Origin of the sequence: Nemorincola caseinilytica (assembly GCF_039540515.1) — a bacterium.
GTDB classification, from domain to species: Bacteria; Bacteroidota; Bacteroidia; order Chitinophagales; family Chitinophagaceae; genus Nemorincola; species Nemorincola caseinilytica.
In genome coordinates this window covers 1-590 of record NZ_BAABFA010000029.1, presented here as the reverse complement: position 1 = coordinate 590, position 590 = coordinate 1, and the positions used below count along the sequence as shown (strand labels likewise).

The window sequence follows — 590 nt, the reverse complement described above, 5'->3', positions numbered from 1 at the left end:
GTAGGTTCCTCTGCTTCGGGCATCATTACAGGTGTAGCGGCAGGTACCACTACCATATCCTATATACTGGCCAACGGTTGCTACAAAACAACGACAGCTACCGTCAACACCTCCCCGGCAACAATATCGGGTGCAGATCATATGTGCCTCACCAAAACAGCCACATATACCAACACCACTCCGGGTGGTACATGGTCCAGCGCATCATCGGCACTGACCATCAGCGCAAGCTCGGGACTGGCCACCAGCGTCTCTGCCGGCTCATCGCTCATCAGCTATAATATGCCCGGCGGTTGCCGCGCTACGAAGCTGGTCAATGTAGCACCTCTGCCTGCGGCCATAACAGGCACCACCGGCATCTGCCAGGGAACGAACACTACCCTCACCTCTGCGACGCCTTCACTCACATGGGCTTCCTCTAACGGAACCGTGGCCACAGTAAATACAGCTACACCCACCACCGGTACCGTTACCTCCGGCACACCCGGTGTAGCTACCATCAGCTATACATCGGCAGCCGGTTGTACACAGACCATCAATGTGACCGTATACGCCACTCCTGATACAATAGCAGGTGACAACAGCCTTTG

1 protein-coding gene is annotated in these 590 nt (G+C 55.6%); it reads left to right on the top strand.

The annotated features are described in order from the left end of the window. Positions 1 to 590 (top strand): Ig-like domain-containing protein (locus ABD843_RS16350; protein WP_345085666.1); only part of this gene is annotated, 590 nt, incomplete at both ends.